7 protein-coding genes are annotated in these 7,245 nt (G+C 62.9%); 5 read left to right on the top strand and 2 right to left on the bottom strand.

The genetic code is table 11. The features are described 5' to 3' along the window. Window positions 1-21 precede the first annotated feature (21 nt). From ACFO24_RS01665 to ACFO24_RS01685, 5 genes are read left to right on the top strand one after another with little or no spacing between them, the layout of a single operon-like run. The gene (locus tag ACFO24_RS01665; protein WP_377736470.1) at window positions 22-1,806 is read left to right on the top strand and encodes a nitrite/sulfite reductase; all 1,785 of its coding nucleotides are present in this window, start codon (window positions 22-24) and stop codon (window positions 1,804-1,806) included. A gap of 25 nt (window positions 1,807-1,831) precedes the next feature. Then, window positions 1,832-2,242 carry a DUF934 domain-containing protein gene (locus ACFO24_RS01670; protein WP_377736471.1) on the top strand — a complete coding sequence of 137 codons (411 nt, stop codon included), beginning with the start codon at window positions 1,832-1,834 and terminating at the stop codon, window positions 2,240-2,242. Further along, the gene (locus ACFO24_RS01675; RefSeq protein ID WP_377736473.1) at window positions 2,239-3,015 is read left to right on the top strand and encodes a phosphoadenylyl-sulfate reductase; all 777 of its coding nucleotides are present in this window, start codon (window positions 2,239-2,241) and stop codon (window positions 3,013-3,015) included. Before ACFO24_RS01670 ends, ACFO24_RS01675 begins: the two co-directional genes overlap by 4 nt. Window positions 3,016-3,075: 60 nt before the next feature. Further along, window positions 3,076-4,008, top strand: coding sequence for a sulfate adenylyltransferase subunit CysD (cysD, locus tag ACFO24_RS01680; RefSeq protein WP_377736474.1), 933 nt, complete (start codon window positions 3,076-3,078; stop codon window positions 4,006-4,008). Next, entirely contained in the window at window positions 4,009-5,367 is a 1,359-nt protein-coding gene (locus ACFO24_RS01685; RefSeq protein ID WP_377736475.1) for a sulfate adenylyltransferase subunit 1, read from the top strand. Window positions 5,368-5,423: 56 nt separating this feature from the next. Here the strand turns inward: ACFO24_RS01685 and ACFO24_RS01690 are convergent, their stop codons facing one another. Continuing rightward, window positions 5,424-6,338 carry a LysR substrate-binding domain-containing protein gene (locus tag ACFO24_RS01690; RefSeq protein WP_377736476.1) on the bottom strand — a complete coding sequence of 305 codons (915 nt, stop codon included), beginning with the start codon at window positions 6,336-6,338 and terminating at the stop codon, window positions 5,424-5,426. 81 nt (window positions 6,339-6,419) lie between these two features. Beyond that, window positions 6,420-7,245: RNA-guided endonuclease InsQ/TnpB family protein (locus tag ACFO24_RS01695; protein ID WP_377736478.1), on the bottom strand; the 826-nt coding region annotated here is incomplete at its 5' end.

Consider the following 7,245-nt stretch of genomic DNA (forward strand, 5'->3'; position numbering starts at 1 on the left):
TTCTATCGCTTGAGCACCACCATGTACCAATACACAGAATTTGACCGTCAATTTGTAAAACTTCGCGCCGAGCAGTTTCGGGACCAGTTGGAGCGCTGGGAGCGCGGCGAGCTCACCGATGAGCAGCTGCTGCCGTTGCGCCTGCAAAACGGCTGGTACATCCAGCGCTACGCGCCCATGGCCCGCATTGCGGTGCCTTATGGCGAAATTAGCAGCACCCAGCTGCGCATGCTGGCCCGCATTGCGCGGGAGTACGACCAGCCCGATCCGGCGCTGTTGGCCCAGGCCCAGGCTACGCAGGATGCGCTGCAGGCCTCCCAGCCTGGTGCAACCCTGCCGGCCCCGCCGTTGCGCTATGGCTATGGCCACTTCACGACGCGCACCAATTGCCAGTTCAACTGGATTCCTTTGAGCAAGGCGGCCGAGGTGATGGAGTTGCTGGCCAGCGTGTCGATGCACGGCATCCAGACCAGCGGCAACGACATTCGCAACATCAACGCCGATGCCTGGGAGGGGGTGGCCCAAGACAGCGTGGTCGATTGCCGCCCGTTTGCCGAGATCACCCGCCAGTGGAGCTCGCTGCACCCCGAGTTTTCTTACCTGCCGCGCAAATTCAAAATTTCCTACAACGGTGCGGTGGAAGACCGGGCCGCCACGGGCTGGTACGACATTGGTCTGCTGGGCGTGAAAAATGCCCAGGGCGAGGTGGGCTTTACCGTCAAAGTGGGCGGTGGCATGGGGCGCACCCCGGTGATTGGCACGGTGGTGCGCGAGTTTTTGCCGTGGAACCAGGTGCTCAATTACATCGAAGCCATCATCCGGGTGTACAACGCCTACGGTCGGCGCGATAACAAGTGGAAGGCCCGCATCAAAATTTTGGTCAAGTCCGAAGGGCAGGCCTTTATTGATGCCGTCGAAAAAGAATTTAACGCGATTGTTGAGCTGGACGGTGCCCCGCACACCATCACCCAGGCGGAGCTGGACCGCGTGAGCGCGTTCTTTGTGGTGCCTGAGCTGAAAGCGGCCAACCGCCCCGCGCAGACCGACACCAGCGCGCCGCTGTACCAGCGCTGGCTGGAGCACAACGTGCGCGGCCACAAGCTGTCGGGGATGAAAACCGTCACCTTGTCGTTCAAGCGCCCCGGTTTTGCGCCGGGGGATGCCGATGCGGACACCATGGAGGCGCTGGCGCACATGGCCGAGCTGTTCAGCGCGGGCGAGGCGCGGCTGACGCACGAGCAAAACGTGATGCTGCCCTGGGTGTTTGAGAGTGATTTGCCGGCCGTTTATGAAGTGGCGCACGCACTGGGCCTGGCCACGCCCAATATCAATTTGCTCACCGACGTGATCGCCTGCCCCGGTGGGGATTTTTGCTCGCTGGCCAACGCGCGCACCTTGCACATTGCCGACCATGTTCTGCAGCGTTACCAAGACGTGAATGAGGTGCTGGACATTGGCCCGATTGACCTGCACATGAGCGGCTGCATCAACAGCTGCGGCCACCACCACAGCGGCCATATCGGCATCTTGGGCGTGGATAAAGACGGCAAAGAGTGGTACCAGGTCACCCTGGGGGGAGCCGACGGCACCACACTGTCCGGCCCGGCGATTGGGGGCAAAGTGGTGGGCCCGGCGTTCTGTGCGGCAGAAATTCCGGACGTTCTGGAAGCCCTGCTGCGCACCTACCGCGCGCTGCGCCAGCCCGGCGAATTGTTTATTGATGCGCTGCGCCGCATTGGCCACGATCCATTCAAGGCCGCTGCCAACGCGGCACGCCATCCGCGCGCCGAAGCGGCGGCGATTTAAGGTGGGGAATGCAGGAGTAAATGCTATGAAAATTATTGCTAACAGCGCTTGGTTAGAAAGCGCAAAAGCCGAAAAATCTTTAGAAATTGCGAACGATGCCGACGTGGCCGAGCTGGTCGCCAGCGGTGCCTTGCAGGGCATCGAGCAAGTGGTGCTGCACTTTCCGAAATTTACCGATGGCCGCGCCTACACCCAGGCCGTGCTGCTGCGCCGGCGCTACCGCTTTCAGGGCGATATCTGCGCCACGGGCGATGTGCTGATTGACCAATTGGTCCACATGCACCGCAGTGGTTTTACCAGCGCCGTTTTGGCCGAAGGGGTGCGTGCGGATGCGGCCCAGCGGCAGATTGAGCGCTTTACCGCGTTCTACCAGGGCGATGTGCTGCAGCAGCGCCCCCTGTTTGCCCGCCAGGCGGCCGAGCTGGAGCTGGCATGAGCGCCGCCGCCCCCGCCCCCGTCAGCACCCTGCGCAGCGTGGCCCAGCAGGTGGTGCAAACCTCTGCCGTGGCCCTGTTTGCCAAGCCCAGCGCCGACTATGCCGACAAGCTGGCCCAGGCCCAAGACTGCCTGCGCCAGGCCGCGGCCCTGGGTGCGGTCACCCAGGCCAACAGCCTGGGGGTGGAGGACATGGTCATCACCCACATCGCCCAGCAGTTGCAGCTGAACCTTCCCGTGTTTGTGCTCGATACGGGCCGCCTGCACACCGAAACCTTGGCCTTGTTGGAGCGCTTGCAAGCGCAAGAGGGGGTGGACGTGACCGTGTACCACCCCCAGGCCGAGGCGGTGCGCGATTACATCCGCCAGCATGGCCAGGATGCGCTGTACGACAGCATCGCCCTGCGCAAGCAATGCTGCGATATGCGCAAGATGGAGCCGCTGGCCCGCGCCCTGGCGGGGCAAAAAGGCTGGATTGCCGGCCTGCGCCGCGAGCAATCGAGTGCCCGCGCGGCGGTGCCCTTGGTTGATACCAGCGAGCCGCGCACCAAGTTCAACCCCCTGGCCAACTGGACGCAGGGCGATGTCTGGCACTACGTGGCCGAGCACGGCGTGGACACCAACCCCTTGCACGACCAGTTCTACCCCAGCATTGGCTGCGCCCCCTGCACCCGCCCGGTGACGCTGGGCGAAGACTTTCGCGCCGGGCGCTGGTGGTGGGAAGATGAAAACGCCAAAGAGTGCGGCCTGCATGTGCAGAAAAGCAAGCATTAAAGAAGATAGCTGCTCACGCTTGCCAGTTCTACGAAATCTCTATTTTTATTAAGAATTATCATGAATGCCCCTGTGAACCATGATGTGCTGTCGGCCGTCAGCAACCGCCACCTGGATGCCTTGGAGGAAGAGACCATCTTCATCCTGCGCGAAGTGGCCGCCGCGTTTGAGCGCCCCGCGCTGCTGTTTTCGGGCGGCAAGGATTCGCTGGTCATGCTCAAGTGCGCGGAAAAAGCCTTTGGCGTGGGCCGCCTGCCGTTTCCGCTGCTGATGATCGACACCGGCCACAACTTCCCCGAAATGATTGCCTACCGCGACCAACGGGCCCAGGAGCTGGGGGCCGAGCTGATTGTGCGCAACGTCGAAGACAGCATGGCCCGGGGCACGGTGCGCCTGGCCCGCCCGGACGAGCCGCGCAACCCGCACCAGGCCGTCACGCTGCTGGAGGCGATTGACGAATTTCGCTTTGACGCGCTCATCGGCGGGGCGCGGCGCGACGAGGAAAAAGCCCGCGCCAAAGAGCGCATCTTCAGCCACCGCGACAGCTTTGGCCAATGGCAGCCCAAAGACCAGCGCCCCGAGCTGTGGACGCTGTTCAACACCCGCATCGCGCCGGGCGAGCATTTCCGTGTTTTTCCGATCAGCAACTGGACGGAGCTGGATGTGTGGCAATACATCGCCCGCGAAAACGTGGGTCTGCCCTCGCTGTACTACGCCCATGAGCGCGAAGTGATTGAGCGCCGGGGCCTGCTGGTGCCCGTCTCGCCGCTGACCCCGCCCAAAGACGGCGAGCAGGTGCAAACCCGCACGGTGCGCTTTCGCACCCTGGGCGACATCACCTGCACCTGCCCGGTGGAAAGCAGCGCAGCCACCCCGGCGGACATCGTGCTGGAGACCCTCACCGTGCAGGTGAGCGAGCGCGGGGCCACGCGCATGGATGACAAGACCAGCGATGCCTCGATGGAAAAGCGCAAAAAAGAGGGCTACTTTTAAATGACAACGATAGCTAACACCACAGAACAGACGGGCCTTAACGTGCAAAAAGATCAAAATTTTTCTGCCCTGCGTTTCATTACCTGCGGCAGCGTGGACGATGGCAAAAGCACCCTGATTGGCCGCCTGCTGGTCGATAGCCGCAGCGTGCTGCAAGACCAGGTGGCCGGGGTCACCAAGGGCGGCGAGGTCGATCTGGCCCAGCTGACCGACGGCCTGGCCTCCGAGCGCGAGCAAGGCATCACCATCGACGTGGCCTGGCGCTACTTTGCCACCGACCGGCGCAAATTCATCATTGGCGATGCCCCCGGGCATGAGCAGTACACGCGCAACATGGTCACTGCGGCCTCGCAAGCCGATGCGGCGATTGTGCTGGTCGATGCCACCAAGCTGGACTGGGCCAATCCGGCCCTGCAACTGCTGCCGCAAACGCGCCGCCACAGCCTGCTGGTGCAGCTGCTGCGCGTGCCCGGCCTGGTGTTTGCCGTGAATAAATTGGATGCCGTGGCCGATCCGGCCCTGGCGTTTGCGCACATTCAGGCCGCACTGCAGCAGTTTGCGCACGATGCCGGCCTGGCGGTGACCGCCACCGTGCCCATCTCGGCGCTGCTGGGCTGGAACGTCGTCACCCCCCACGCGGGCTGGTGTGGCTACCAAGGCCCCAGCCTGCTGCAGCTGCTGGAAAGCCAGCCCACCACGCCGGCCGATACCCACCTGCCCCTGGCCTTTCCCGTGCAGTGGGTGGAGAAGTTTTCTGCGTCCAGCGACACCAGCCAAGGCCGCCGCGTGTTTTGGGGCCGGGTGGCGGCGGGCCAAGTGCAGCCGGGCCAAGCGGTGCAAATCTTCCCCAGTGGGCAGCTGGCCAGCGTGGCCCAGGTGCTCAACCACACGCGCCAGCCGCAGACCGTGGCTGCGGGCCTGAGTGCCGGCGTGGTGCTGGACCGCGAGGTGGATGTCTCGCGCGGCGATTGGATTGTGGCCGCCCCGCAAGCGGCCGCCGTGGCCGAGGACGACTTTGACACCCCCGCCGCCATCAGCCCCTGGCCCGCCCAGAAAACCGCCACCGCCACCGTGGCCTGGATGGACGACGAACCCCTGGTGGTGGGCCGCGTGTACTGGGCGCTGCATGGCCACCGCTGGGTGAAAGCCAAGGTGCAGCACGTGCTGTTCAATCTGGACGTGCATACCCTGGAGCGCCAGGAAGCCAGCCAGCTGGCCCCCAATGCCATCGGCCAGGTGCAACTGCTGCTGCAAGAGCCGCTGCCGCTGGCCAGCTTTGCCCAGGCGCGGGTTTTGGGCGCACTGATTTTGGTGGACACCGCCAGCCACAAAACAGCGGGCGCAGTGCTGGTGCAATAAGCCGCCAGGGTGGGCTGTGGCCCCAGGGCGTTGCGCTGGGCCTTAGCCCTCTAGTTCTAGTTCTGGTCTTGGTGCAGTTGCCCATGCGCGTGACACGCTTGGACAAACGCGCTCAGTGGCGCGGTCAGGGTGTGCGCGGGGCGTTGCAGCAAAGCAAAATCACGCCGCAGCGGCGGCAGCAGGCTGGGCAGGATGACCAATTCGCCCCGGTCCAGCCACGGCTGCACCAGCACGCGGGACAGGCAGCCAATGCCCAGCCCCAGCGCGGCGCAGCGGGCAATGGCTTCTGAGCTGCCCAGGGTCGAGCAGGTGCTGGGCCACTCTTGCAGCAGGGGCAGCAGGCTGTGCTCCAACACCTCGCGGGTGCCCGAGCCCGGTTCGCGCAGCAGCCAGTGGGCCTGGCGCAGCGCGGCAATATCGCAGCCGTTTTGCGTCCAGCGTGAGCCGGGGCGGGCCACGAGCAGCAACTCGTCCTGGTACCAAGGCTGGCGCAGCAGTGCCGGGGTGCGGCAGGGCCCTTCGGTCAGGCCCAGATCGACCTCCAGGGCCAGCACCGCGTGCTCGACCTGCTCGGTGTTGCCAATGCGCAGGTCCACGTTGATGTGCGGGTGGGTGGCCCTCAGGCGGGCCAGCACCAGGGGCAGAACATGGTTGCCAATGGTGCTGCTGGCGGCCAGGTGCAGGCGCACCGGCTGGGTGCTGGCGTTGGCGGCCCCCACGCTCAGGGCCAGATGCTGGGCCTGCTCCAGCAGGTTGCGCGCTTGCGGCAGCAGAGTGCGGCCCGCAGCGTTGAGCACCAATGCGCGGCCTTGGCGCTCAAACAGCGTGGTGCCCAGCACGCGCTCGAGCTGCTGCAGCGCCGCACTGGTCGCCGATTGGGACAGCCCCAGCGCCCCGGCCGCCGCCACGGTGGAGCCATGGCGCACCACGGCGGTAAACACTTCCATCTGGCGCAAGGTCATGGGCAGCATGGCAGATCCTATCTATCGGTTTTTTAGTTAAGCGCAACTTGACATCCTCCCCGCCCTGAAGAGACGGGGATTCCTACTGCGTTAATGGAGCGCGTTGAGCGCTCCATTAATCGCCTCGGCGGGTTCCTGCTTCTTAGAAATTGCACACCTTGCCTTTGCAGGCTTGGCGCGACTGACATTTTCTCCACAGGCTAAAACGCGATGTCCTCGCGCTAAAATATTGATCGCACCAACATGGTCAGCATGTGCTGTGTGGTCACAGGCCACGCAGCAAAATACCGCCTGAGTTTTGCGATTATCAGCATGAATATGTCCGCAGCGCGGACATTCTCTACTGGTATTTTTTGGATCTACAGCGACAAATATGCCGCCAGACCACTGCATCTTGTATTCAAGCTGTCGGCGAAAATCGCCCCAACCTTGATCCAAAATCGACTTGTTTAAACCCGATTTTGCTTTGACATTTTTTCCAGGCGCTTGCGCGTTGCCACGTGCAGATTTGCTCATATTTTTAATGCGCAAATCTTCCACCACAACCATCGCATTAATGCTGCAGATTTCGCTGCTGGTCTTGTGCAAAAAATCTTGGCGCACGTTCGCTATGCGAGCATGCATGCGCTGCAAGCGGGCCTTGGATTTTTTCCAATTCTTGCTGCCCTTGCACTTGCGACTCATGCTTTTTTGATAGCGCCGAAGCCTTGTTTCATGGCGCTTAAAACTATGCAAGGCTTCGATGTGTTTGCCGCCTGAGTCTGTCGCAAAGCTCGCAATTCCAACGTCCAGGCCAATCGCTTGAGTGCCAAGCGGCACAGTCGCTTGCACTTCACGCTGCGTTTGTACACTGAAATACCATGTGCCAGCGCGAAGCGATACGGTGATATTGCGCAGCTCGCCCAGGATATTGCGC

This window comes from Comamonas denitrificans, from assembly GCF_042654745.1.
In the GTDB taxonomy this organism is placed as follows: domain Bacteria; phylum Pseudomonadota; class Gammaproteobacteria; order Burkholderiales; family Burkholderiaceae_C; genus Comamonas; species Comamonas denitrificans.